General features: G+C 71.3%; 27 protein-coding genes. 12 read left to right on the top strand and 15 right to left on the bottom strand.

All coding sequences use genetic code 11. The features are described 5' to 3' along the window. Positions 1-17: 17 nt before the first annotated feature. The 5 genes from PV682_RS22440 to PV682_RS22420 are packed head-to-tail and all read right to left on the bottom strand — an operon-like array spanning position 18 to position 4084. On the bottom strand, positions 18-983 hold the full coding sequence (locus tag PV682_RS22440) for an ABC transporter substrate-binding protein (RefSeq protein ID WP_319732550.1): 966 nt from the start codon (positions 981-983) through the stop codon (positions 18-20). After that, positions 980-1696, bottom strand: a complete 717-nt coding sequence (locus PV682_RS22435) for an ABC transporter ATP-binding protein (RefSeq protein WP_319732548.1) — start codon at positions 1694-1696, stop codon at positions 980-982. The genes PV682_RS22440 and PV682_RS22435 overlap by 4 nt, the downstream gene beginning before the upstream one ends. Before the next feature lie 2 nt (positions 1697-1698). Beyond that, positions 1699-2550 (bottom strand): ABC transporter permease, encoded by an 852-nt coding sequence (locus PV682_RS22430; RefSeq protein WP_319732546.1) that lies wholly within the window; start codon positions 2548-2550, stop codon positions 1699-1701. Further along, entirely contained in the window at positions 2547-3389 is an 843-nt protein-coding gene (locus PV682_RS22425; RefSeq protein WP_319732544.1) for a sulfurtransferase, read from the bottom strand. Before PV682_RS22425 ends, PV682_RS22430 begins: the two co-directional genes overlap by 4 nt. Next, complete coding sequence (locus tag PV682_RS22420; RefSeq protein WP_319732541.1) at positions 3386-4084, bottom strand: alpha/beta hydrolase; 699 nt, start codon at positions 4082-4084, stop codon at positions 3386-3388. Before PV682_RS22420 ends, PV682_RS22425 begins: the two co-directional genes overlap by 4 nt. 287 nt (positions 4085-4371) lie before the next feature. Here PV682_RS22420 and PV682_RS22415 point away from each other — a divergent pair, with 287 nt between their 5' ends. Then, entirely contained in the window at positions 4372-5220 is an 849-nt protein-coding gene (locus PV682_RS22415) for a LysR family transcriptional regulator (RefSeq protein ID WP_319732539.1), read from the top strand. 6 nt (positions 5221-5226) lie between these two features. Here the strand turns inward: PV682_RS22415 and PV682_RS22410 are convergent, their stop codons facing one another. The 9 genes from PV682_RS22410 to PV682_RS22370 form a co-directional block, all read right to left on the bottom strand. Continuing rightward, positions 5227-5862, bottom strand: a complete 636-nt coding sequence (locus PV682_RS22410; protein ID WP_319732812.1) for a response regulator transcription factor — start codon at positions 5860-5862, stop codon at positions 5227-5229. Continuing rightward, positions 5862-6881: a sensor histidine kinase gene (locus PV682_RS22405; protein ID WP_319732537.1), complete on the bottom strand. Its 1020-nt coding sequence runs from the start codon at positions 6879-6881 to the stop codon at positions 5862-5864. The genes PV682_RS22410 and PV682_RS22405 overlap by 1 nt, the downstream gene beginning before the upstream one ends. A gap of 74 nt (positions 6882-6955) precedes the next feature. Beyond that, the gene (locus PV682_RS22400; RefSeq protein WP_319732535.1) at positions 6956-7615 is read right to left on the bottom strand and encodes a DedA family protein; all 660 of its coding nucleotides are present in this window, start codon (positions 7613-7615) and stop codon (positions 6956-6958) included. Between the two features lie 120 nt (positions 7616-7735). Then, positions 7736-8140 carry a MarR family winged helix-turn-helix transcriptional regulator gene (locus tag PV682_RS22395; RefSeq protein ID WP_319732533.1) on the bottom strand — a complete coding sequence of 135 codons (405 nt, stop codon included), beginning with the start codon at positions 8138-8140 and terminating at the stop codon, positions 7736-7738. Positions 8141-8205: 65 nt separating this feature from the next. Next, positions 8206-8556, bottom strand: coding sequence for a VOC family protein (locus PV682_RS22390; RefSeq protein ID WP_319732531.1), 351 nt, complete (start codon positions 8554-8556; stop codon positions 8206-8208). 156 nt (positions 8557-8712) lie between these two features. Then, entirely contained in the window at positions 8713-9744 is a 1032-nt protein-coding gene (locus PV682_RS22385) for a LacI family DNA-binding transcriptional regulator (protein WP_319732529.1), read from the bottom strand. Then, positions 9741-10646: a carbohydrate ABC transporter permease gene (locus tag PV682_RS22380; protein ID WP_319732527.1), complete on the bottom strand. Its 906-nt coding sequence runs from the start codon at positions 10644-10646 to the stop codon at positions 9741-9743. Before PV682_RS22380 ends, PV682_RS22385 begins: the two co-directional genes overlap by 4 nt. Then, entirely contained in the window at positions 10643-11620 is a 978-nt protein-coding gene (locus PV682_RS22375) for a carbohydrate ABC transporter permease (RefSeq protein WP_319732525.1), read from the bottom strand. Before PV682_RS22375 ends, PV682_RS22380 begins: the two co-directional genes overlap by 4 nt. Beyond that, positions 11617-12939, bottom strand: a complete 1323-nt coding sequence (locus PV682_RS22370) for an extracellular solute-binding protein (protein WP_319732522.1) — start codon at positions 12937-12939, stop codon at positions 11617-11619. The genes PV682_RS22375 and PV682_RS22370 overlap by 4 nt, the downstream gene beginning before the upstream one ends. A gap of 228 nt (positions 12940-13167) precedes the next feature. Between PV682_RS22370 and PV682_RS22365 the strand changes: the two genes are divergently transcribed. Both PV682_RS22365 and PV682_RS22360 read left to right on the top strand, forming a co-directional pair. Further along, on the top strand, positions 13168-15186 hold the full coding sequence (locus PV682_RS22365) for a beta-galactosidase (protein ID WP_319732520.1): 2019 nt from the start codon (positions 13168-13170) through the stop codon (positions 15184-15186). A 163-nt stretch (positions 15187-15349) separates the two neighbouring features. Further along, entirely contained in the window at positions 15350-16918 is a 1569-nt protein-coding gene (locus PV682_RS22360) for a glycoside hydrolase family 53 protein (RefSeq protein WP_319732519.1), read from the top strand. An 82-nt stretch (positions 16919-17000) separates the two neighbouring features. Here PV682_RS22360 and PV682_RS22355 read toward each other — a convergent pair whose 3' ends face one another. After that, complete coding sequence (locus tag PV682_RS22355) at positions 17001-17387, bottom strand: VOC family protein (protein ID WP_319732517.1); 387 nt, start codon at positions 17385-17387, stop codon at positions 17001-17003. A gap of 286 nt (positions 17388-17673) precedes the next feature. Here PV682_RS22355 and PV682_RS22350 point away from each other — a divergent pair, with 286 nt between their 5' ends. The 9 genes from PV682_RS22350 (at position 17674) to PV682_RS22310 (ending at position 24544) form a co-directional block, all read left to right on the top strand. After that, a complete protein-coding gene (locus tag PV682_RS22350; RefSeq protein WP_319732515.1) occupies positions 17674-17967 on the top strand; it encodes an ArsR/SmtB family transcription factor in 294 nt (97 codons plus the stop codon). Between the two features lie 128 nt (positions 17968-18095). Continuing rightward, the gene (locus PV682_RS22345) at positions 18096-19052 is read left to right on the top strand and encodes an SMP-30/gluconolactonase/LRE family protein (protein ID WP_319732513.1); all 957 of its coding nucleotides are present in this window, start codon (positions 18096-18098) and stop codon (positions 19050-19052) included. Positions 19053-19119: 67 nt separating this feature from the next. Next, complete coding sequence (crcB, locus tag PV682_RS22340; RefSeq protein ID WP_319732511.1) at positions 19120-19548, top strand: fluoride efflux transporter CrcB; 429 nt, start codon at positions 19120-19122, stop codon at positions 19546-19548. Then, the gene (locus PV682_RS22335) at positions 19545-19934 is read left to right on the top strand and encodes a DUF190 domain-containing protein (RefSeq protein WP_319732510.1); all 390 of its coding nucleotides are present in this window, start codon (positions 19545-19547) and stop codon (positions 19932-19934) included. The genes crcB (PV682_RS22340) and PV682_RS22335 overlap by 4 nt, the downstream gene beginning before the upstream one ends. Then, the gene (gene crcB, locus PV682_RS22330; protein ID WP_319732508.1) at positions 19931-20296 is read left to right on the top strand and encodes a fluoride efflux transporter CrcB; all 366 of its coding nucleotides are present in this window, start codon (positions 19931-19933) and stop codon (positions 20294-20296) included. The genes PV682_RS22335 and crcB (PV682_RS22330) overlap by 4 nt, the downstream gene beginning before the upstream one ends. Before the next feature lie 85 nt (positions 20297-20381). Then, positions 20382-21221: an undecaprenyl-diphosphate phosphatase gene (locus tag PV682_RS22325; protein WP_319732506.1), complete on the top strand. Its 840-nt coding sequence runs from the start codon at positions 20382-20384 to the stop codon at positions 21219-21221. Between the two features lie 157 nt (positions 21222-21378). Next, positions 21379-22056, top strand: a complete 678-nt coding sequence (locus PV682_RS22320; RefSeq protein WP_319732810.1) for a FadR/GntR family transcriptional regulator — start codon at positions 21379-21381, stop codon at positions 22054-22056. Then, a complete protein-coding gene (locus PV682_RS22315; RefSeq protein ID WP_319732504.1) occupies positions 22053-23492 on the top strand; it encodes an amino acid permease in 1440 nt (479 codons plus the stop codon). Before PV682_RS22320 ends, PV682_RS22315 begins: the two co-directional genes overlap by 4 nt. 35 nt (positions 23493-23527) lie before the next feature. After that, on the top strand, positions 23528-24544 hold the full coding sequence (locus PV682_RS22310; protein ID WP_319732808.1) for an asparaginase: 1017 nt from the start codon (positions 23528-23530) through the stop codon (positions 24542-24544). The last annotated feature ends 84 nt before the right edge of the window (positions 24545-24628 follow it).

Genomic DNA, 24628 nt, shown 5'->3' with positions numbered 1-24628 from the left:
TCCCTAGGAGAAGAAGGTCACTTGAGGACGGACGTGTCGGCCGCCGAGGCCACCTCGACGTTGGGTTCCAGCACCCCGATCCCGTTCATGAGGTCGGCGACGCCCTGCACGGTCTTGTCGATCTCCGGTGTCACCGGCAGGACTTGGCTGTACGCGGCCGATGCGAGCGTCTTCGCGACCGACGCGTCCGCGCCGTTGCGGTCCTGGATCGCCCGCGCGTACGCGTCCTGGTGCGTGCTCGTCCACGTCAGCGCCGTACCGAGCCGCTTGAGGAAGTCGCCCAGCGCCGCCTTCTTCGCCGGGTCCGCGAGGGTTTTCTCCGACGCGCCGATGAAGCCGTAGCCGCTGACCCGGCCGTCCGCGCCGTCCACGATCAGCCTGCCGCCCTGGTCCAGCGCCACCGCCTGGTAGACGCCGAAGATCGCCCAGACCTTGATCTTCCCCGAGGCGAAGGCCGCCTGCGCGTCCGTCGGCAGGAGGTACTGGACCTGGACGTCCGAGTACGTGAGGCCCGCCTGCCGGAGCGCGTTCGCCAGGAGGTACTCCGAGATGCTGCCCTTCGCCGACGAGACGACGACCTTCTGTCCCTTCAGGTCCGCGACACTGGTGATTCCCGAGTCCTTGCGGACGACGATCCCCACATGCCGGCCGTCATTCTTCAGCGCGGCGACGTTCTTGAACTTCACGCCCCCGCTGAGGGCTTGGAGCGTCGGCAGGTCCGCCGCGTACGTCGTGTCGGCCGCGCCCGCCTGAACCGCCTGGAAGAGCGGGGCCGCGCCCTCGAACTCCGCCCACTTCACCGTGTAGTCCGCGCCCTTGAGCGCGCCCGACGCGGCGACGATCGTCTGGAGCGTCTTCGCCTGGTCCCCGATCGTCAGGGTGACCCGGCCCTTCGCCGAGGAGGCGTCCGCGTCCCCGCCGCACGCGGTCAGCGACAGGAGAGCGGTCAACGTCAGCGCGGCGGCTGTCAGTCGGCGGATCACGAGGGGGTTCCTTCCAGAGTGCGGGTGACACCGAGCCAGCCCAGGAGGCGGGCGCGCAGCGATACGAAGTCGGGTGCCGTGAGGTCGCGCGGGCGGGGGAGGTCCACCGTCACCTCGTGCGCGATACGGCCCTCGTCCATGACGAGGATGCGGTCCGCGAGGAGCAGTGCCTCTTCCACGTCGTGCGTGACCAGGAGGATCGCGCAGCCGTGGGAACGCCAGAGGCCGGCGACCAGTTGCTGCACCTTGCCGCGGGTCAGCGCGTCCAGCGCCCCGAACGGCTCGTCCAGCAGCAGGAGTTCGGGTTCACGCACCAACGCCCGCGCCAGCGACACGCGTTGGGCCTGCCCGCCGGAGAGCGTCTTCGGCCAGACGTCCGCCCGCTCTTCGATGCCGACCTCGCCCAGCGCCCGGAGCGCCAGGCCGCGGTCCGCCCGCCCCGGCAGACCGAGGACCACGTTGCGCCACACCTTCAACCACGGGAGCAGGCGCGGCGACTGAAAAGCCGCACTGCGCCGCAGCGGGACCGTCACCTCGCCGTCGATCTCCTCGTCCAGCCCGGCGAGAATCCGCAGCAACGTCGACTTACCGCACCCGCTGTGCCCGAGCAGCGCCACGAACTCGCCGTCCCGGATGTCGAGTTCGAGGTCGTGCAGCACCGTGTTCCCGTCGAAGGACTTCGAAAGCCCCCTGATCTCCACGCTGTTGCCCATCTCTACGCCTCCCCCTCGAAGTTGGCCCGCCACCGCAGCAGCCGCCGCGACAGCACCCGCACCGCGAAGTCGCAGGCGAGCCCCAGCAGCGCGTACACGGCGAGGCACAGCACGATCACGTCCGTGCGGAAGTACTGCTGCGCGTTGCTCATCAGGTAGCCGAGCCCGGCGTCCGCGTTGACCTGCTCGGCGAAGACCAGCGCCAGCCACGCCGTCGACAGGGCGTACCGGAGCCCCACGAGGGCACCGGGCAGCGCGCTCGGCAGGATCACGTACCGGATCAGCCCGAGCCGCCCGAGCCCCATCATCCGCGCGGCCTCCACGAGCCCGGCGTCCGTCGAGCGGATGCCGCCGTAGATGTTGAAGTACAGCGGGTACGTCACGCCGAGCGCGACCAGCGCGATCTTCGGGGTCTCCTCGATGCCGAACCACACGATGAACAGCGGGATCAGACCCACCCACGGGATCGCCCGGAACATGCCCATCGAGGAGTCGATGACGTCCTCCCCGAGCCGGAACAGGCCCGCGAGCAGCGCCAGCGTCAGCGCGATCACGGCGCCGATCACGAACCCGGTCGCCGCGCGCCGCCCCGACGCCGCGATGGCGCTGGGGAGTTCACCGGATCGCGTCAACTCGGCCGCCTGCTTGAGGACATCGACCGGCGACGCGAGCACCGACTCCGGGAGCAGTCCCGTCACCGACGTCAGGAACCACAGCAGGACGAGCCCGACCGGCCCCGCCGAACGCCGCACGGAACGCGGCACCTTGAAGCGCCGCACCGTCTTCACCGACCCGCGCAGCGTCACCCGCGACGTCGCGTCACCCGGGACGCGCGCAGCCTCGACCGTCGTCATGCCGCACCGCCACCGGTCGCCGCCGGACGGTCCGCATCCGCCGACCACGCCGACCAGGACCCCGGGAACAGCACGCCCTCGAACCCCGCGATCTCCAGCGCGGCGATCTGATGCGCGGCCGTCACCCCCGACCCGCAGTACACCCCGATCCGTACGCCGCCGCCGGCCCCCTTCTCCTCGAACCGCTTGCGCAGCTCCCCGGCCGGCAGGAACCGTCCGTCCGACGCGAGGTTCTCCCCGGTCGGCGCCGACACCGCGCCCGGGATGTGCCCGGCGCGCGGGTCCACCGGCTCCACCTCGCCCCGGTAGCGTTCACCGGCCCGCGCGTCCAACAGCAGCCCGCCGGCGGCGAGTTCGGCGGCACCGTCCGCGTCCGTCACCGGCAGCGCGCCCGCCGTGAGGACGACGTCCCCCGGCGCCGGGTCCGCCGGGACCCCGGACTCCAGCGGCAGCCCGGCGGCCCGCCACGCGCCCAATGCCCCGTCCAGCAGGGCCACGTCGGTGACACCGGCGTACCGCAGGAGCCACCAGGCCCTTGCCGCCGCCGTGTTGCCGAGGTCGTCGTACACCACGACCGGTGTGCCCGCGCCGATTCCCCAACGGCGGGCGTCCGCCTGGAGGTTCGCGATGTCCGGCAGGGGATGCCGGCCGCCCTCGCGGGTCGGCGGGGACGCCAACTCCGTGTCCAGGTCCACGTACACGGCGCCCGGGATGTGGCCGTCGGCGTAGTGGTCGCGGCCGTGCGGGTCGCCCAGCGCCCAGCGGACGTCCAGGACCACCGGGGGCCGTGCGGAGTCGAGTTCCTTCGCGAGGTCCTCGACCGCGATCGTCACACTCATGCCGACACCTCCGCGATCGGGGTGAGTTCGGGGGACAGGCGCAGGCGCTCCAGGAAGAGGACGACCGTCGCGGCGGCCGTGCGGTGCAGGGCGTCGTTCAGGACGTCGTGCCGGCCGCCCCGGAACGTCACCAGCTCCACCGCGTGCTCGGCGTACACCGCGCGCGCCGACTCCAGCGGGCTCACCGTGTCGTCCGCGCCGTGCAGCGCCAGCACCGGGACGCTCACCAGGTCGAGGCGGGGCGTGTCCGGGGCCGCGTCGAGGGCGCCCCGGCGGAAGTCCGGGTCGTTCGTGAGGCGGCCCCGGTGCGTCGGGCAGGCCGTGCGCGCCTCGGCCTCCTCCTCCCAACTCCCCGCGCTCCAGGGGCGGGTGGGCAGACCCGCGAGGATCAGCGCCGCCGCGCCCGGGTGTCCGGCGGCGAGCTGCGCGGCGTACGCGGCGCCCGTGTCCGAGCCGACCAGGACCTTCGGGCCCGGCAGCGACTCGTCCGCGAGGAGCTTCGCGGCCTCGTCGAGGACCGCCGGGTCGATGGAGGCGTCGCCGAGGGCGCGCACCCGGTACGCGTCGAAGGCGAGGCGGCGGCCGAACCGCTCGTACACACCGCCGTGTTCACCACGGCCCGCCAGCACGATCAGCGTGCCGCGCGCGGCGAGACCTTCCGGTTCGTCCCAGGAGAAAGGGGCAGCAGAGGGCATGGGTGGACCACTCCCGTGAAAGAAGAAAGAACGCAGGGGACAGCGGCCGTCACGCGCGGGTCAGCGCGTACGGATCAGCCGCAGGGGGAGAAGGGGTTCAGCGACAGCGCGCGCTGCACGCGACGCCGAAGTCGATGACTCGGCGCTGCGTCAGAAGGGCAGCGGAAGGGGTCGTGAACAGCATGCGCTCATGATGACCGTTCGTGCCCGAAGACGTCCAACGACGATTCGATATCGAAACCGATCAGCCATCGCGATCGATCACGGTGAGCGGTTACGGTCACGGCATGTCCCGACCCGTGCTCGACATCGTGGCCCTGCGCAGCCTCACCGCGATCGCCGACCACGGCGGCTTCCACCGCGCCGCCGAGGCGCTCGCGCTCAGCCAGTCCGCCGTCAGCCAGCACGTCCGGAGGCTGGAGAAGACCCTCGGCCGCCCGGTCGTCGAACGCGAGGGCCGGGGCACCCGCTTCACCCCGGCCGGACGCGGCCTCCTCGAACAGGCCCGCCGCGTCCTCGCCGTCCACGACGAAGCCGTCCGCACGCTCCTCGACATCGAGAGCGACACGATCACGATCGGCTCCACCGAACACGCCGCCGACCAGTTCCTGCCCCGCCTCACCGCCGCCGTCCAGGCGATCCGCCCCGGCTGCCGCGTCCGCTACCGCATCGACCGCTCGGCCCGGCTCGTCGAGGCGGTGGAACGGGGGACCGTCGACGTCGCCGTGTACGTCACGGAGGCGGCGGCGACGGAGGGCACCCCGGTCGGCGGCCTCCCCCTGACCTGGCACGCCCGCCCCGGCTGGCAGCGCCCCCCGGCTCCGGCCCCGATCCCCCTCGTCGCCATCGAGGACCCGTGCGCGATCCGCCGCCGCGCGATCTCGACCCTGGCGGCCCACGGCCTCCCGGCGACGGTCGTCGGCGACGCCGGCTACCTCGCGGGCGTCCTCGACATCGCCCGCACCGGCCAGGGCGTGGCCCTCCTCGCGACCGTGGGCCAGCCCCCGGACGGCCTCACCCCCTGCCCCGGCCTCCCGCCGGTCCCCCCGATCCCGATGAGCGCACTCGCCGGCCCCGGCACGGACCCGGCGACGGCCGAGGCGGCGTTCGAGGCGGTACGGGCACTGCTCACCTGAACCGCATCAGGTCTCCAGATAGCGCAGAATCGCCAGGACACGCCGGTTGTAGCCGGTGGTGTGCGTCAGTTCCAGCTTGTCGAAGATCGCCGCCAGGTGTTTTTCCACCGCGCTCAGCGAGATGTGCAGCTTCTGCGCGAGCGCCGCGTTCGTATGCCCCTGCGCCAGCGCTTCGAGGACCTCACGCTCGCGGGGCGTGAGCCGCGCCAGCGGGTCCGTGTGTGTCGTACGGACCACCAGCTGCCGTACGACCTCCGGATCGAGCGCGGCGCCGCCCGCGTGGACGCGTTCCAGCGCGTCGAGGAACTCCTCGACCTGGGCGACCCGGTCCTTGAGCAGGTAGCCCACACGGTGCGCCCCGGCGGACAGGAGCCGGGCCGCGTAGTGCCGCTCGATGTGCTGCGACAGCACCAGCACGCCCGTGTCCGGCCACCGTTCACGGATCTCCAGCGCCGCGCGCAGCCCTTCGTCGGTGTGCGTCGGCGGCATGCGGATGTCGAGGACGACGACGTCGGGCCGGTGCGCGGCCACCGCCTCCGGCAGGGGAGCGGCGTCGCCGTACGCCCCCAGCACCTCGTGGCCCTCCTCGACGAGGAGCCGGACCAGGCCCTCGCGCAGCAGCGTCGAGTCCTCGGCGAGCATCAGGCGCACGGCAACTCCGCGGTGATCGTGGTGGGTCCCCCCACCGGACTGTCCACACACAGCGTGCCGTCGAGCGCGGCCACCCGCCCCCGCAGCCCGCTCAGCCCGCTGCCCGAGACGTCGGCCCCGCCCCTCCCGTCGTCCCGGACCCGCACCGCGAGCACCGGACCGCGCAGCGCCACCCGTACGCACACCCGCGATGCCCCCGAGTGCTTGGCCGCGTTCGTCACCGCCTCCGACACCACGAAGTACGCGGCGGTCTCCACCGCCCTGGGCAGCTCCCCGGCGACGTCGAACTCCGTACGCACGGGCAGAGCGCACCGTTCGGAGACCCCGCCCAGCGCCTCCTCCAGGCCCAGGCTGTCCAGCGCCGACGGATAGACGCGCCAGGTCACCTCACGCAGCTCGACCAGGAGCGCCTGGCACTCCTGATGGGCCTGGAGCAGCAGCTCGTCCGCCCGCTCGGAGCCGCGCCCCCGGCGGGCCCGGCCGAGCAGCATGCCGAGCGCCACGAGCCGTTGCTGGATCCCGTCGTGCAGATCGCGCTCGATGCGCCGCCGCTCGGTGTCCACCGCGCGGACGACCGCGGCCCGGCTCGCCGCGAGTTCGTCGATGCGCTGCCTGAGCAGCTCGGGACCGGACGGGCCGAAGCACTCCCCGGCCAGCCGCGTCTCCAGCCGGGCCAGCGAGCGCAGCCCCTGGAGGTCGAGGAAGAGCAGCACCCCGCCGAGCACCACCTGCCCGGCCAGTTCGCCCCAGCCGACGCTCCCTCGGACCACCCCGCCCACCAGCAGGACCGCCAGCGCGGCGCCGAGGGCCAGCAGCCCGGCCACGACGGCGCACACCAGCCCGGTGACCGCGCGCAGCGCGAGGTGGCGGCGGATCTTCCGGTCCGACGGCGCGTACTCCCCGGGGAAGCGGTCACCGAAGAAGTACGACCGGCGGGACCGCTCGATCCCCGCCCAGCGACGGGCCGTCGACGCCCTGAGCAGCAGCGGCAGGCCGACCGGAGCCGTCACACACCCGAGCAGCGTTCCCGCGCTCCGCCGGGCCAAGTCCTCCCACACAGGCGCCGACCCTATCCGAGCGGACATCAACCGCGCCTGTGCAGGCCCTGGTTGCGGCCCCGCACCCGCGAACCGACATACACCGCGAGGGCGATGACCACCACCCCGAGGACCACCTTGGAGACGATCCCGACGTACGTCTCCACCACTTCCCACCGGTCCCCGAGCCAGTAACCCGCCAGCACCAGCACGGAGTTCCACAGCAGGCTGCCCAACGCGGTCAGCGGCACGAACACCGTGAGCGGCATCCGTTCCACCCCGGCGGGCACCGAGATCAGGCTGCGGAAGATCGGCACCATGCGCCCGAGCAGCACCGCCTTCGTGCCGTGCCGCGCGAACCACGCCTCCGTACGCTCCAGGTCGGACGCCTTGACCAGCGGCAACCGCGCCCACAGCGCGTGCATGCGCTCCCGCCCGAACAGGGCGCCGATCCAGTACAGCGCGACGGCCCCCACGACCGAGCCCAGCGTCGTCCACAGCAGCGCCGACGGCAGCCCGATCACCCCCTGCCCCGCCGCGAATCCCGTCAGCGGGAGGATCACCTCGCTCGGCAGCGGCGGGAAGAGGTTCTCCAGCGCGATGGCCAGCCCTGCTCCCGGGCCACCGAAGGTGTCCACGAGACCGGCGGCCCATCCCGCGATCCCGTCGGCGGGCTCCTGAGGCAGAGCCGAGAACAGCAGAGGCATGAGGGTCTCCCAGCGCGTGAACCGTGCCGCCGGGGCAGCCGCCCCGACCGGGTTCCACGTTAGGAACCGCAGGTCAACGCCGGTACGGGGCTTCCCGTACACCCGCTCCTGCGGAAAACCTCACCCCTGCTCCGGCAGCTGCCCGAGCCCCCGCTCCAGCGCCGCCCGCTGCAACGGCAGTACCCGCGCGTGCACCGTCCGCCCCTTCCCCGTCAGCGACACGTACACGCCCCGCCGGTCCTCGACACACACCGACCGCTCGACCAGCCCGTCCTTCTCCAGCCGCCCGATGAGCCGCGACAGCGCGCTCTGGCTGAGGTGGACGCGGCCGACGAGATTCTGTACGCGGCACTGGTCGCCGTGGCGCGGCGCCTCGGCGGCGAGGAGGTCGAGGACCTCGAAGTCGCTGGCGCCGAGGCCGTGGGGGTGCAGGGCGCGGTCGATCTCGCAGAGCGTGCGGGCGTGGACCGTCAGGATGTCCCGCCACCGGTCCTCAAGGGCCGTCGCGGTCGCGTTCGCTGCCATGAACCGACCGTAACACCGAAATGAAGTGTCATTGATCGTGCAACTTGTGCGGGCGCATGGAGTGCTCAGGCGACCGGGTCCTGGAGGAGGCCGACGAGGTTGCCGTCCGTGTCCTTCACCGACGCGATCAGCCGCCCGTTGCCGACGTCCTGCGCGTCCTGGAGGAGTTCGGCGCCCGCGTTCAGGAGCGCGGCGAGACGCTCGCGCAGGTCGGTGACGTGCCAGTAGGGGACCGGCCCGGTCATGCCCTTCCCGTGGCCGTTCGGGTCGAGGCCGACGTCCTGTCCCGCGGCCTTGTACCCGACGTAGTACGGCGTGTCCGCGTACGGCTCGACGCCGAGCAGCGCGCCGAACACGGCCTTCGCGCTGGTCAGGTCCTTGACGGGGTAGATGATCGTCTGGAGTCCGGCGGACATGGGGTGCTCCTCGTGGGTCTGGGCTCGTGCTGTGCCCACCACGCTAGGCCGGGCGCCGGTGATCCGCTTCTTCGATCCTGACCGGCCGCACGGGACAGCGAAAAGCGGGGGCACGAGCTCCCCCGCGGCTCGTGCCCCCACTGCTTGCTCAACCCCTCACGTCGAGTCCCGCTTCACCAGCTCCGTCGGCAGGATCACCGCCGCCGGATCCTCCCCGCCGATCTGCGCGAGCAGCACCCGCACCATCTCGGCGCTGATCCGGTCCCACGGCTGACGGATCGTCGTCAGCGCCGGGTTGGAGGCGACCGCGGCGGGCGAGTCGTCGAACCCGCCGACCGCGACGTCCTCCGGCACCCGCCGCCCCGCGTCCCGCAGCGCCGACAGCACGCCCTGCGCCATGAGGTCGGACGCGACGAACACGGCGTCGAGATCGGGCGCCCGCTCCAGCAGCGCCCGCGCCCCCGCCTCGCCGCTCGCCCGGCTGTAGTCACCGGACACGATGAGCCGCTCGTCGTACGCGATGTCCGCCTGCGCGAGCACCTCCCGGTACCCGGCGAGCCGCTCCACACCGCCCGGCGTGTCCAGCGGCCCGGTGACGACGCCGACGCGCCGCCGGCCCAGGGACAGGAGGTGGCGGACCATGTCCCGGGCGCCGTCCCGGTCGTCGGCGGCGACGTAACTCACCTTCGACCCGATCCCGATCGGCTTGCCGCAGGCGACGAGGGGTACGCCCGCCTCGCGCAGCTCCTGCGCGATCGGATCGCCGGAGTGGCTGGAGACCAGCAGCACCCCGTCGACGTGCCCGGCGGTGATGTACCGCGTTATCCGCCGCCGCTCGTCCTCGGTCGCCGCCAGCATCAGCAGCAGCGGCACGTCGTGCGCGGCCAGCGCCTGGGTGCAACCCCGCAGCAGGACATTGAAGTTGGGGTCCTCGAAGAACCGCTCCTGAGGCTCCGTCAGCAGGAAGCCGACCGAGTCGGAGCGGCCGGTGATCAGGGAGCGCGCGTGCCGGTTGACGACGTAACCCGTCCTGCGGATCGCGGCGTTGACCGCCTCCTGCGCCGAAGGGCTCACGTAGTGGCCGCCGTTGAGGACCCGCGAGACGGTGCCCCGGGAGACCCCCGCCTCGCGCGCCACGTCGTGGATGGTCGGAGGCTTGCGCCTGCCCCCCGAAGTGCTCATGGTCATGACTTTACGGCCCCGGACAGCAGATCCAGGCTCCAGAACCGCTGAATGACCAGGAACAGCGCGACCAGCGGGAGCACCGCGAGGAACGCGCCGGTGATCACCAGCGTGTACAGCGCGGGAGCCGACGCGCCCTGCTTCAGGAGCGTGAACAGCCCCAGTGTGATGGGGAACTTGGTGTCGTCGCTGAGCATGATGTACGGCAGCAGGAAGTTGTTCCAGATCGCGACGAACTGGAACAGGAACACCGTCACCAGACCCGGGACCATCATCGGCAGCGCGATCCGCGTGAAGATCCGCCACTCGCTCGCCCCGTCCATCCGCCCCGCCTCGACGACGTCCGCCGGGACGGCCGCGCTCGCGTAGATGCGCGCCAGGTAGACGCCGTAGGGGGAGAGGATCTGCGGCAGCATCACCGAGAGGTACGAGTCGGTGACCCCGGCCTTCGCCATCAGCAGGTACTGCGGGATGGCCAGGATGATCGGCGGCATCAGCACGCCCGCGAGCAGGATGCTGAACATCGACTCGCGGCCCCGGAACCGGTAGATCGCGAGCGCGTACCCGCTGAACGCGGACACGGCCGTCGACAGCAGCGCGCCGAGGCCGGCGTAGAGGGCGGAGTTGCCCATCCACTGCCAGTAGACGCCGTCCCGGTAGGCGTTGAGCTCCTTGATGTTGTCGACGAAGCCCGAACCCGGCCAGAACGTGAACGTCGAGAAGAGTTCGCCGCCGGACTTGGTGGACGCGATGACCACCCAGGCGACCGGCAGCAGACAGTAGATCGCCCCGATCAGCAGGGCGACCGTCGGGACCAGCGCGATACGGCTGCGCAGCGGCGGCTTCTTGTGCGCGGTACCCGCCGCGCCGGCGGCCGAGGGGACCTTCTGGACGGCAAGAGAACTCATCGGGCTCCCTCCTCCTGCTGGGAACGGCGGTTCGCGGCGCGCAGGAAGCCGAAGGAGAGCACCAGCGTGGCGAACGCGATGATCACGGCCTGGGCCGCGGCCCGGTAGATGTCACCGTTGCCGAAGGCGTCCTGGTAGACCTTCATCAGCGGACTCCACGTCGTGGACACGGAGTTGGTGAGCGGTTTCAGGGTCGTCGGCTCGCTGAACACCTGGAGCGTGGCGATGATCGAGAAGAAGAACGTCAGCACCAGCGACGGCGCCACCATCGGGATCTTGATCCTCAGCGCGATCTGCAACGGCGTCGCCCCGTCGAGCTTCGCGGCCTCGTACACCTCGGCCGGGATCGACTGGAGCGCCGTGTAGATGACGATCATGTTGAAGCCGGTGCCGCCCCACACCGCGATGTTCGACAGCGCGAGGTACAGCGGCCCGCCGTCCAGCAGATCCGGCTGCGGCATCCCCAGCTTGTCGAGGATCCAGTAGAACGGGCTGACGTCCGGCAGGTACAGGAAGCCCCACAGCAGGGCGGCGATCACACCGGGAATGGCGTACGGCAGGAAGATCGCGAGCCGAGTGAACGGCGTGAACCGCACCTTGTCCGCGTCCAGCATCAGCGCGAACAGCAGCGCGAGGCCCAGCATCACGGGGACGACGATGCAGCCGTACCCGAGGACCCGCAGGGCGCCGTGCAGCAGCTCGCTGTCGGACAGGGCGTCGGTGTAGTTCTCCAGGCCCGCCCAGACCTCCTTGCGGGCCCCCGACCCGAGGCCGAGCCCCGAGACCTTGACCTTGCGGAAGCTCAGGTAGACCGCGTACCCGATGGGCAGCGCGAAGAAGAGGGCGAACAGGACGATTCCGGGGAGGAGGAAGAAATAGGGGGCGCTTCGCGCTCGTTTGAGGGTGGTGGCGGGAGACGGGTGGGCGTACGGGGCCGACCTGACCCCGTACGACTGCCGGCGCGCGGTTTTCACTCGGAGACCTCGAAGCCCTGCTTCTTCATGTCGGCGACGGTGTCGGACTGCATCTTCGCCAGCGCGGCGGAGAAGTCCGACTTGTTCTTCGCGGCGGCGCCGAACGCGTCCTTGAACGTGGTGTACGCGACGTTGACGTTCGGGCCCCACGCGGAGGGCGCCGTGGTCTTGGCGACGTTCGCGGCGACCTTGTAGAAGTCGGGCTGGTTCGCGAAGTACGCCGGCGGGGCCGTGAACGCGCCGGAGAGCTGCGCCGAGGTGGACGCCGGGTAGATCCCGCCCTCCTTGGCGAGCGCGTTGAGGGCGTCGCCGTCGGTGTTCAGCCAGGTGGCGAACTTCGCGGCGGCCGACTTGTGCTTCGAGTCGGTCGTCACGCCGGTCGAGGAACCGCCCCAGCTGCCGGTCGTGTTGTCGCTCGCCGACCACTGGGGGAGCGGGGCCACGGCCCACTTGCCCTTCGTGGAGGGGGCGGCGGAGGAGAGCGTGCCGGGTGCCCACACGGCGGAGACCCAGGCGATCTGCTTGCCGGTGTCCAGCGCCTTGTTCCAGGCCGGCGTGTACATCGGCTGGTTGTCGATGGCGCCCTCCTTGACGAGGCCGCCCCAGAAGTCGGCGACCTTCTTCGTCGCCGCGTCGTCGATGCCGACCTTCCACTTGTTCCCGGCGGTGGTCCACCACTTGGCGCCGGCCTGCTGGGCGAGGCCCGCGAAGAGGCCCGAGTCGTTCGCGGAGAACGTCGTCAGGTCGGTGCCCGGGGACTTCTTCTTCAGCGCGCGGGCCGTCTCGGCGAACTGCTCCCAGGTGGTGGGGACCGTCAGGCCGTACTGCTTGAAGAGGTCCTGGCGGTAGTAGAACATCATCGGCGCGACGTCCTGGGGGAGCGCGTAGACGGCGTTCGTGCCCAGCGTGACCTGCTGCCAGACGCCGTCGGCGAACGTGGACTTGGCGTCGCCGACGTTCTTGGAGATGTCGGCGAGGACGTCGTTGGAGACCAGCGTCGGCAGCGCCTGGTACTCGGCCTGAACCAGGTCCGGGCCGTTGCCCGCCTTGTGCGCGGTGAGGATCTTCGTCACCAGGTCGTCGCCGGACGCCTGCTTCTGGGCGGTGACCTTGATCTGGTCGGCCTTGCCGGGGCCGTCGTTCCAGAGCTTGACGGCCTTGTCCATGCCGGGCGTCCAGGTCCAGTACGTCAGCGAGACCGGACCGGAGGACTCGGACCCGCCGTCGTCGTCGGACGACCCGCACGCGGCGAGCGCGGTGGCGCCGAGCGTGACGGCGATGGCGGTTGCCACGAGGCGACGGCGCTTCGTGTTCGGCATGGAATTCTCCCCTGACCTGGGCCCCCGCCTCGCGCGAGGGCCTGCCATGCGATGCGCATGACCTCGGACACTGCCCGTCGCGGTGCCCTGTCATGCTTCTGTGAGCGTTCACAGTAGAGAAACATCCCGGACACTTGTCAATGGTTGTTGCTGTGCGGTTATGTTGAGCTCCGAACGGCGCCGTTGTCTGTGCACGTTCCCAAATGATCGTTCAACCGGGAGAGATCGATGCCGGACACCAGCCCCCAGGGCCTCACCAGGCTCGCCTTCGGCGGGGACTACAACCCCGAGCAGTGGCCCGAGAGCGTCTGGCAGGAGGACGTCCGGCTGATGCGCGAGGCCGGCGTCACCATGGTGAGCGTCGGGATCTTCTCCTGGGCCCTGCTGGAACCCGCGCGCGGGCAGTACGACTTCGGCTGGCTCGACCGGATCATCGCCCTGCTCCACGAGAACGGCATCCGCGTCGACCTCGGCACCCCCACCGTCGTCCCGCCCGTCTGGTTCTACCGCGAACACCCCGACGCCCTCCCGGTCGCCGCCGACGGCACCCGCTACGCCTTCGGCTCACGCGGCGCCATCTGCCACAGCAACCCCGACTACCGCGCCGCCGCCGCGAACATCACCACGAAGCTCGCCGAGCGCTACGGCGACCACCCCGCCCTCGCGATGTGGCACGTCCACAACGAGTACGGCGTCCCCGTCTCCGCGTGCTACTGCGACTCCTGCGCCGCCCACTTCCGCCGCTGGCTGGAGACCACGTACGGCGGCATCGAGGCCGTCAACGCCGCCTGGGGCACGGCCTTCTGGGGCCAGCGCTACGCCGGCTTCGAGGACATCAGCCCGCCGCGCACCGCGCCCACCGTCGGCAACCCCGGGCAGGCCCTCGACTACAAGCGGTTCGCGGACGCCACGATGCGCGAGAACTTCGTGGCCGAGCGGGACATCCTGCACCGCCTCGCGCCGGGCGTGCCGGTCACGACGAACTTCATGACCGCCCTCAGCCAGTGCGACTCCGTCGACTACTGGGCCTGGGGCCGCGAGGTCGACATCGTCACCAACGACCACTACCTGATCACCGACGGCCGCCGCACCCACGTCAACCTCGCGATGGCCGCCGACCTCACCCGCTCCGTCGGCGGTGGCGCCCCCTGGATCCTCCTGGAGCACTCCACCTCCGGCATCAACTGGCAGCCCCGCAACCCCGCGAAGGCGCCCGGGCAGATGGCCCGCAACTCCCTCGCGCACGTCGCACGCGGCTCCGAGGGCGCCATGTTCTTCCAGTGGCGCCAGTCCCGGCGCGGCGCCGAGAAGTTCCACTCCGCGATGGTCCCGCACGGCGGCACCGACACACGCGTCTGGCGCGAGGTCGTCGAACTCGGCGCCTCCCTGGACTCGTTGAACCCCATCCGCGGCTCCCGCACCGAGGCCGACGTCGCCGTCCTGTGGGACTGGCAGTCCTGGTGGGCACAGAACCTCGCCTGGCGCCCCAGCGAGGACGCCGACCCGCGCGAGCGCGCCGACGCCTTCTACGAGGCCCTCTACGACCGGCACCTCACCGTCGACTTCGCCCACCCCGAGTCCGACCTGTCGACCTACCCGCTGGTCGTCGTCCCCGCCCTCTACCTGATGACCGAGGCCGCCGGGAACAACCTCCGCGCGTACGTCGCCGGCGGCGGCACCCTCCTCGTCTCCTTCTTCTCCGGCATCGTCGACGAGCACGACGCCGTCCACGACGGCGCCTACCCCGGCGCCCTGCGCGACGTCCTCGGCCTCACCGTCGAGGAGTTCTCGCCCCTGCTGGCGGGGGAGACGGTACGGCTCACCGGTCCCGACGGCGCCGGCCTGACCGGTGACGTGTGGAGCGAGTTCGTCGTGCCGCGCGGCGCGGAGACCGTGTGGTCCTTCGCCGACGGGCTCGCCGCCGGGCGGCCCGCCGTCACCCGGCACCGGCTCGGCGAGGGCACCGCCTGGTACATCTCCACCCGCCTCGGCGCGGAGGGGCTCGACACGGTCCTCGCGCGTGCCGCCGACGACGCCGGGATCACGCCGCGCGATCTGCCCCGGGACGTCGAGGTCGTGCGCCGGTCCGGGGAGAACGCCGACTACCTGTTCGCGATCAACCACACCGCCGGTGACGTCAAGGTGCCGCTGGAGTCCGCCGGCACCGAACTCCTCACCGGCGAGCGCGCCTTGGGCCACCTCGCCGTCCCGGCGGGCGCCGTGCGCGTCGTACGGCTCGACGGCTGAGCCGGTCACCGACTCCCCCTTCGCCCGTGGAGCCGCGAGCCGCGGGCGGAGGGGGGCCTCGTACCTGACACTCCCCCAAGGGAGCCGGGCCTCTTACGGGGCCTGGTGGTTGTCAGGTGCGGGACACCCCACCCCCATCACGTCGAAGGGACGACGGACGACGATGTTCCATCCCAGACGCACCCTCCAGGCCCTCATGCTGCCGCTGGCCGCGGGCCTCGCCCTCACCGCCCTGCCCGCGCAGACCGCTGCCGCCGCCTCCACGCTCACCAACGGCGGCTTCGAGTCCGACGGCACCGGCACCGCGACCCCCGCCGGGTGGTCCACCTACTCCGCCGGCGGCCAGAACTCCGCCTCCTTCACCGAGTCCGGTGGCCGCAGCGGCAGTTACCGGCTCACCCAGTGGGCGTCCGCCGCCTACAAGGTGGAGACGTACCAGTACCTGTCGGGGTTGACCAACGGGAACTACACATTGACCGCGTGGGTCCGCTCGGGCGGTGGGCAGAACGCGGCGTACATAGCGCTCAAGAATTGCGGGGGCGCCGAGCAGCGTACAGACATACCGGTGTCGTCCAGTGGTTGGATCCGCATTGTCACGCCGGTCAACGTGACGAACAACCAGTGCACCATCAGCATCAACAGTGACGCCAACGCCGGTAACTGGATCAATGTTGACGACCTGTCGTTCAGTGCAGGGACCACCGGTACATCGATCCATGGTGCCGACATCTCCTCCCTCGCCAAGAGCGAGGCCAAGGGCGGCGTCTACAAGAACGCCTCCGGCACCAGCGGCGACGCCCTCGGCATCCTGCGCAACGCCGGCATGAACTACGCGCGCCTCAAGGTCTGGGTCAACCCCGCCGACGGCTACAACGACAAGGCGCACGTCCTGGCGATGGCCAAGCGGATCAAGGCGTCCGGCATGAAGCTGCTGGTCGACTTCCACTACTCGGACACGTGGGCCGACCCGGGCGCGCAGTCCAAGCCGGCCGCATGGGTGGGCCATACATACAGTCAACTCAAGACGGACGTGTACAACCACACGTACGACGTGTTGAACGCGTTGAAGGCTCAAGGCACCACCGCCGACATGGTCCAGGTGGGCAACGAGATCAACGGCGGCATGCTGTGGAACGAGGGATCAACCAGTAACTGGTCCCAGCTGGCCGGACTGCTCAACAGTGGATACGACGCCGTCAAAGCGGTCAACTCGTCCACCACCGTCGCCCTGCACCTCGCCAAGGGCGGCGACCTGTCCGGCACCCGCTGGTGGTTCGACAACGCCGTCTCCAACGGCGTGAAGTTCGACGCGATCGGCCTGTCCTACTACGGCTACTGGCACGGCCCGCTGTCCGACTTCCAGACGACCCTGGACGACGCGGCGTCGCGGTACGGCAAGCCGGTGTTCGTGGCGGAGACGGCGTACCCGTTCACGCTCGCCCAGGACGACTCGCTGGAGAACCAGATCGACCTGAGCAGCGAGCTGGTGAGCGGCTACCCGGCCACGGTCGCGGGGCAGACGAAGTGGATGAACGACGTCGCGAGCATCGTCGAGGCGGTCCCGAACGGCCGTGGACTGGGTGTCTTCTACTGGGAGGCCACCTGGACCGCCGTCGCCGGCAACGGCTGGGACCCCAAGGACGCCGCCTCGGGCAACGGCTGGGAGAACCAGGCCCTGTTCGGCTACGACGACAGGGCGCTCGGCTCGATGGCGTGGTTCAAGCACCGGTAGGAACCCGCCGAGCACCGGCGGTCGCCGCCTGAACCAGTGACGAGTCCGTGGGCCCGGCCGCGCACACCCCGCGCGGCCGGGCCTACTTCGTCTGCATCAGCTGGATCAGGTTGCCGCAGGTGTCGTCCAGGACCGCGACGACGACCGGCCCGGCGTCCACCGGCTCCTGCGTGAACCGCACCCCGAGCCCGGAGAGCCGATCGAACTCGGCGCGCACGTCGTCCACGGCGAACGAGGCCGCCGGGATGCCGTCCTCGAACAGCGCCGCCTTGTACGGGCCCACCGCGCGATGTCCCGAGGGTTCGAGGAGCAGCTCGGGACCGTCGGGGTCGCCGGCCGCGACGACGGTGAGCCAGCGGTCGGTGCCCACGGGCACGTCGTGCTTCGTCACGAAGCCGAGGACGTCGGTGTAGAACCGCCGGGCCTTCTCCTGGTCGTCGACGAAGACGTTGGTCAGATGGATCCGCACGGGTGCTCCCTGGAGGCGTGGACGGGCGTCGGCCCTCTCACCGTAGGGCCCCGGCGCCCCCCCGGCCGAACGGGCGCGCCCGCAGGTCCGGGCGCCGTCGCCGGGCGGCCCCCGCCCCGATCCGGAACCGTGCCGCACGCCCCGCGCGCGTACGGCGTCCGTGCAGGCCGGACGGTGTACCCCGGACGGGCACGGCGGAGTCCGGGACGGGGAGGCGTCGACTGCGGGAGAGTGGACAGACGCGGTAGGAGGAGGCCCCGACGCGAGGACGGAGGGACAGGTTCAGATGCTGAGGACTCCCGTGGCCGGGCGGCGCCTGGAGATTCTGGAATGGCTCAAGGAGCCCGCCCTGCACTTCCCCGCGCGGCGGCGCGCCGCGTCCCCCGGGCACGGCGTCACCGCCGACGCGCTCGCCCACAAGCTCGGTGTGCGCCGCAAGGCCGCCGAGGCCCACCTCGTCCTGCTCGCGCGCGTGGGCCTGCTGCGGGCCGAGAAGGTCGGCCGGCGCACCTACTACCGGCGTGACGAGATCCGCATCGCGGAGGTCGCCCGCATGTTCGAGAAGGGCTGGCAGAGGTAGCGCGTGAGGGCTGGTGGGGCGGGGGAGGCGGGCCCGGGGAAAGCCCCGGCAAAGGCCCCCGCCCGCGCGCATGGAGGCGGGTGCCGACTGAAAGGATTACCTGTCTCCGACAGGAAGGGCACACGTTCATGCACCGTCGCGCGGCTCTCGTCCCCCTCCGGTACGTCACTCTCCCGGGCCACGGCCCCGAGGACGTCGTGGCGGACGGGCACGGCAGAGTCCTGACCGGCGTCGAGGACGGGAGGATCTTCCGGGTGTCCGGCCTCGACGACCCGCGCGCGGCCCGCGTCGAGCACGTGGGGGAGATCGGCGGGCGCCCCCTCGGTCTCGAACTCCTCCCGGACGGCGGCCTGCTGGTGTGCGACGCGGAGGGCGCCCTGCTGCGCGTGGACACCGGCGACGGCAGCGTGCGCGTGCTGACCGAGTCGGCCAAGGGCGAGCCGCTGAGGTTTTGCAGCAACGCCGTCGCCGCACCCGACGGGACGGTCTACTTCACCGTCTCCAGCCGGGAGTTCGCCCTGGGGGAGTGGGTCGGCGACCTCGTCGGCCACACCGGCACCGGGCGGCTGCTGCGGCTCTCGCCGGGCGCCGACACGCCCGAAGTGCTCCTGGAGGGGCTCCAGTTCGCCAACGGGCTCGCGGTGAGCGGCTGCGGCGCGTTCCTGGTCGTCGCCGAGACCGGCGCCCGGCGCCTGACCCGGTACTGGCTCACCGGACCCCGTACGGGCGTCGCCGAGCCCTTCCTGGAGGACCTTCCCGGCTATCCGGACAACCTGTGGCGCGAGGGCCCCGACGGCCCCGTCTGGGTCGCCCTCGCGGGCCCCCGCGTCCCCGCGCTGGACCTCCTGCACCGCGCGTCCCCGGCGGTCCGCCGCCGCGCCGCACGCCTCGCCCTGCACGCCCCCTACCGCCCCTCCGGCACGATCGGCGTCCTCGCGGTCGACGACACCGGCCGCACCGTCCACCACCTCACCCGCCGCCGCTCCGGCTTCCGCATGGTCACCGGCGTCTGCCGCACGACGGACGGCCTGCTGGTCCTCGGCAGCCTGAACGAGCCGGGCATCGCCGTCTGCGCGGCCGTATAGGACCTCACCAGCGGCGTTACGCTGATGCCCGGCCGCGATCACGGCGGCTGGGCAGGAGACGTACGACATGACAGCGCCGAAGGCACAGAGCGCGCGCGAGGGGCAGCTTCCGGTGGTCGCGGTGGTGGCCGCCGGGGGCGTCGCCGGGTCCCTGATCCGGTACGGGGCGGGCCAGCTGTGGCCCGCGCGCGCGGGCGGCTTCCCGTGGGCGACCTTCGGGATCAACGTCGTCGGCTGCGCGGTGATCGGCGCGTTCCTGGTCCTCGTGACCGAGATCCTCACCGTCCACCGGCTGGTGCGGCCGTTCTTCGGGACCGGGGTCCTCGGCGGGTTCACGACGTTCTCGACGTACACCGTCGACGTCCGGAAACTGGTGGGAGAAGGGCATCTGGCCACCGGCTTCGCCTACCTGGCGGGCACCCTGTGCGCGGCCCTGGCCGCCGTATGGCTCGCGGCCGGCGCGACACGCCGGCTCTTCGCGAGGAGGCAGACATGACGAGGTTGACCGGCAGCGCTCTGAGGTTGACCGTGTTGATCGGCGAGAACGACACCGTCAACCATCGACCGCTGTATGCGGAGATCGTGCACCGCGCGCACGCGGCGGGTCTCGCCGGGGCGAGCGTGTTCCGGGGCGTCGAGGGCTTCGGCGCGTCCTCGCGCGTGCACACGACACGGCTGCTGTCCCTCAGCGAGGACCTGCCGGTCGCGGTGGTGGTCGTCGACACCGAGGAACGGGTCCGTGCCTTCCTGCCGCAGCTCGACGAACTGGTCACCGAGGGGCTGGTGACGCTGGAGCCGTGCGAGGTCGTCACGTACACGGGCCGCCCGGCGGAATCCGGTGAGACCGACAAAGCGGACAAGAAGGGTAAGAAGTCGTTGTGAACTGGCTGCTGGTCGCCGTCGGCGGCATGATCGGGGCGCCCCTGCGCTACCTGACCGACCGCGCGGTGCAGTCCCGGCACGACTCGGTGTTCCCGTGGGGGACGTTCACCGTCAACGTCGTCGGGTGCCTGGTCCTCGGCGCGCTGACGGGGGCCGCGTCCGCCGGGCCCGATCTGCGGCTGTTGCTGGGGACCGGCCTGTGCGGCGCGCTGACGACGTACTCCACCTTCTCCTACGAGACGCTCAGGCTGGCCGAGACGGGCGCGGGACTGGACGCGCTCGCCAACGTCGCGGGCAGTCTCCTCGCGGGGCTCGGGGCCGCCTTCGGGGGCGTGTGGATCGGGCAGACGTTCTGGTCGTAGCGGGGAAACGGGAGGAACGGCGCCCTACCCGGGACTGGTAGGACTGTCCCCCATCAGTCGTCCCCCTCCCGCAGAACTGGATCCCATGAGCGTCACCATCTCTGTCGGCCAAGCCGTCGTCCTCGGAGTCGTCGAGGGAGTGACGGAGTTCCTCCCCGTCTCCTCCACCGGCCATCTGAAGATCACCGAGGGCCTGATGGGCATCTCCGTCGACAACCCGGCGGTCGTCGGCTTCTCGGCCGTGATCCAGGTCGGCGCGATCGCGGCAGTGTTCGTGTACTTCTTCAAGGACATCGTGCGGATCGTCTCCGCGTGGGGCCGGGGGATCGCGCACAAGGAGGAGCGCTACCACCACGACTACAAGTTCGCTTGGTGGGTGATCTACGCGACGATCCCGATCGTGATCGTCGGCCTCGCCGCGAAGCCGCTCATCGACGGCGCGCTGGGCTCGCTGTGGGTCGTCGCCGCCTCGCTGATCCTCGGCAGCGGCGTGATGTGGGCGGCCGACCAGATGGGCCGCCACAAGCGCGGCGAGGACGACACGTCGTTCAAGGACGCGATGCTGGTGGGAAGTTCGCAGATCCTCGCGCTGCTCTTCCCCGGCTTCTCCCGCTCCGGCGCCACCATGTCGACCGCGCTGATCCTCGACCTCGACCGGGTCGCGGCCACCCGCCTGTCGTTCTTCCTCGGCATCCCGGCGCTGACCGGGGCGGGCCTGTACGAGCTGAAGGACGCCCTCGGCGCGGGCGTGGGCGCGGTCCCGCTGGCGGTCGGTACGGGCGTGTCGTTCGCGGTCGCGTACGTCTCGATCGCCTGGCTGCTGAAGTTCGTCGCCAAGCACTCGTTCAACGCGTTCGTCGTCTACCGCATCGTCGTCGGCGTCCTGCTCTTCGGCCTGCTCGCGACGGGTGCGCTGAGCGCCTGATCAGATCACCGGGCGTGCGATCGGCTTTCAGCCCGCACGCCCGGTGAATTTTTCTTTTCGCTTGTCTTGACACCACCTGGCGCGCAGCCGCACCATCACTCCCGTGAACCTGTCAGACAGCCAGACAGGTGGTTCGGGGCCCCGTCGCGTGAGCGCGATGGAGGCGGTCCTCACCCACCTCCGCCGCGCCATCGAACGCGGCCAGTACGCCATCGGCGACAAGCTCCCCTCCGAGGCCGAGCTCTGCCGCACCCTGGAGGTGTCCAGGCCCGTGCTCCGCGAGGCCCTGCGCGCCCTCCAGACGATGGGCCTGACGGTCGCCAAGACCGGCAAGGGCACCTTCGTGGTCGCGAGCACCGTCGAGGACCCCACCTTCGGCGACTACGCGGCCAGCGACCTCCTCGAAGTGCGCCGCCACATCGAGATCCCGGTCGCCGGGTACGCCGCCCTGCGCCGCACCCCGGAGAACCTGGACCACCTCGCCCACCTCCTGGACCGCATGGAGCGGGAGACGGACACCACCGCGTGGGTCGCGATGGACACCCTCTTCCACCTGGCCGTCGCCGAAGCCGCCCAGAACCCGGTGTTCCGCCGGGTCATCGAGGAGATCCGCGACGCACTGGCGCGCCAGTCGGCCTTCCTCAACGAACTGGGCGGACGCCGCGAGCAGTCCAACCGCGAGCACCGGGCCATCGTCGAGGCCCTCATGGACGGTTCCGAGTCCGACGCCGTGGCGGCCATGAGCCACCACCTCGACCGCGTCGAGACGACCCTCACCGACATCGTGCGCACCCCGCGCGCGGAAACTCCCCTGGAAGGCGGACCCGAGGCGTGAGCGAACAGCACCTCAAAGACGAGACGCGCCCCTCGTCCCCGCATGTCGACGCCGGAGACGAGGGATACAGCAAGTCCCTCAAGCACCGGCACGTCAACATGATCGCCATCGGCGGCGCCATCGGCACCGGCCTCTTCCTCGGCGCCGGGGGACGCCTCGCCGACGCCGGACCCTCCCTCTTCATCGCCTACGCCGTCTGCGGGATCTTCGCCTTCCTCGTCGTACGAGCCCTCGGCGAACTCGTCCTGTACCGGCCCTCCTCCGGCGCCTTCGTGTCGTACGCCCGCGAGTTCCTCGGCGAGAAGGGCGCCTACACGGCCGGCTGGATGTACTTCCTCAACTGGGCCACCACCGGCATCGCCGACATCACCGCCGTCGCGACCTACACGCACTACTGGGGGATGTTCTCCGACATCCCGCAATGGGTGCTCGCATTGATCGCCCTGGCCGTTGTGTTGACCGTCAACCTCATCTCCGTCAAGATCTTCGGCGAGCTGGAGTTCTGGTTCGCGATCATCAAGGTGAGCGCGCTCGTCGTCTTCATGTTGATCGGGATCTTCCTGCTGGTCACCCAGCACGATGTCGACGGCCACACCCCCGGACCGTCCCTGATCACCGACAACGGCGGCGTCTTCCCCAACGGCCTGCTGCCCATGCTGCTGATCATCCAGGGCGTCGTCTTCGCCTACGCCTCCGTCGAACTCGTCGGCGTCGCGGCGGGCGAGACCGAGAACCCCGAGCAGATCATGCCGAAGGCGATCAACTCGATCATGTGGCGCGTCGGCCTCTTCTACGTCGGCTCCGTCGTCCTCCTGTCGATGCTGCTCCCCTGGAACGTCTACAAGGCCGGCGAGTCCCCCTTCGTCACCGTCCTGTCCAACATCGGCATCCCGGCCGCAGGCGGCGTCATGAACCTCGTCGTCCTCACCGCCGCCATGTCCTCCCTCAACTCCGGCCTCTACTCCACCGGACGCATCCTGCGCTCCATGGCCGTCAACGGCTCCGCCCCCGCCTTCACCGCGAAGATGAGCCGCACCCAGGTCCCCTACGGCGGCATCCTGCTCACCAGCGGCGTCTGCGTCCTCGGCGTCGGCCTCAACTTCGTCGTCCCCGCCGACGCCTTCGAGATCGTCCTCAACTTCGCGGCCATCGGCATCCTCGCCACCTGGGGCATGATCATGGTCTGCCACCTGCTCTTCTGGCAGAAGACCCAGAAGGGCGAGCTGACCCGCCCGAGCTACCGGCTGCCGGGCTCCCCCTGGACCGAACTCGTGACGCTGGCCTTCCTCGCCTCCGTCCTGGTCCTCATGTACGCCGACGGCGGCGCCGGACGCACCACCGTGCTGTGCCTGCCGCTGATCGTCGGAGCGCTCGTCGCCGGCTGGTACGCCATCCGGGGACGCCTCGCGCGCACCTCGACCAAGGCCGACGCGTGACCCCTGCGCCGGCCCACGACAACCCGCAGGCAGTGATGTTCAGCAGCACCCCCACCGACGCCCCCCTCATCCGCGAACCCCTCCACGCCCCCGTCGCCCACCTGGTGCGCGGCGGGGTCACCGAGGGCGTCCACTACGGCTCCGTCGTCGTCCTCGGCGCCGGCGGCGAGGTCACCCTCCAGCTCGGCGACATCGAGGCCGCCTTCTACCCGCGCTCCGCCCTCAAGCCCGTCCAGGCCGTCGCCATGGTCCGCGCCGGGCTCCCCCTGGACGGCGGACTCCTCTCCCTGGCCGCCGCCAGCCACTCCGGCGAGGAACGCCACCTCGCCGGGGCCCGGCGGATCCTGGAGGAGGCCGGCGTCTGCGAGTCCGACCTGCGCAACGTCGAGGACATGCCGTACGGCGCCGCCCAGCGCGACCAGTGGATCAGGGACGGCCGGGGGCCCTCGCGGCTCGCGCAGAACTGCTCCGGGAAACACGCGGCGATGCTCTACACCTGCAAGCTCAACGGCTGGCCCCTGGAGGGCTACCTCGACCCCGGGCACCCCCTCCAGCAGGCCATCGCCGAGATCGTCGAGGACCTCACCGGGCAGCGCATCGCCCAGGTCACCGTCGACGGGTGCGGTGCACCCCTGTTCTCCGTCTCCCTGCACGGCCTCGCCCGCGCCGCCGCCCGCATCACCACCGCCGTCCCGGGCACCCCCGAGGCCAAGGTCGCCGACGCCATGCGGGACTTCCCCGAGCTGGCCTCCGGCGCCGACCGCGACGTCGCCGCCCTCATGCGGGCCGTCCCCGGACTGCTCGCCAAGGACGGCTTCGAGGGCGTCGAGGTCGCCGCCCTGCCCGACGGGCGCGCCGTCGCCGTCAAGATCTCCGACGGCGCCGACCGCGCGCGCGTGCCGGTCACCGCCGCCGCCCTCGCGCGCGCGGGCGTCGACCCCGCCCGCCTCACCGCGTTCGCGGGCGAACCGCTCCTCGGCGGCGGCGAACCCGTCGGCGCGGTCCGCGCGGTCCGCGCCCTGGACCCGGTCGCCTTTCCCGCCTGCGCGTAGGTCCCCTCGCCCACCCGGCCCACGGGAAGGACCTGGGCATCCGGACGCCGCGCCCGCCTGTGCGGGGCGCGCGCGGCGTCGGGG

Source organism: Streptomyces niveiscabiei, from assembly GCF_033794345.1.
In the GTDB taxonomy this organism is placed as follows: domain Bacteria; phylum Actinomycetota; class Actinomycetes; order Streptomycetales; family Streptomycetaceae; genus Streptomyces; species Streptomyces niveiscabiei.
The sequence above is the reverse complement of the archived record's forward strand: the minus strand, read 5'-3'. Positions and strand labels throughout refer to the sequence as shown.